Source organism: Arthrobacter sp. B0490, from assembly GCF_002929355.1.
GTDB lineage: Bacteria > Actinomycetota > Actinomycetes > Actinomycetales > Micrococcaceae > Arthrobacter_D.
In genome coordinates, this window is the sequence record NZ_PJIR01000192.1 from 1 (window position 1) to 507 (window position 507).

Consider the following 507-nt stretch of genomic DNA (forward strand, 5'->3'; position numbering starts at 1 on the left):
TCACCAGCCCGGCCTTGAGTGCGCCAAACACGGCGATGGGATATTGCAACGAATTGGGCAGCTGCAGCGCCAGCCGGTCACCGGGTTGCAGCCCGGCGTGATGCCGCAGGTAGCGCGCGAACGCGTCGGCAAGACTGCCCAGCTCGGCGTAGGTGAGGTGGTCGTCGCCACAGGAAAATGCCGCGCGCTGCGGATGCTTCACGCAGGCCTGAGCCAGCAGGTCATGGACGTTCTGGTAGCCGCCACGGGCGAGTTCGTTAGCCACGTAGCCTTGCACGGAAGCGGACATCGACATTCTCCAAAATGAATTATTGTTTTACTGTGCGAAACTTGATGTCGAATCCGACAGTAGTAGATCGCTTTTTCCGTCGCAATGATCACCAATGGCCACACTGCCCGGCGTCGGGCGATCTGCTATCGTTCGCCACCGCTGCCCACTAGCCAGACAGACCGAGACCATGAGCGACGACATCGAAGACACCGGCACACCCAAGGATCGCAAGTTCG

At 60.2% G+C, this 507-nt stretch carries 1 protein-coding gene; it reads right to left on the minus strand.

Annotated features, from left to right (window positions below; translation table 11 throughout):
* A partial coding sequence (locus CXQ97_RS21380; RefSeq protein WP_368784527.1) for an AMP-binding protein occupies positions 1-265 on the minus strand: 265 nt, incomplete at its 3' end.
* Between the last annotated feature and the right edge of the window lie 242 nt (positions 266-507).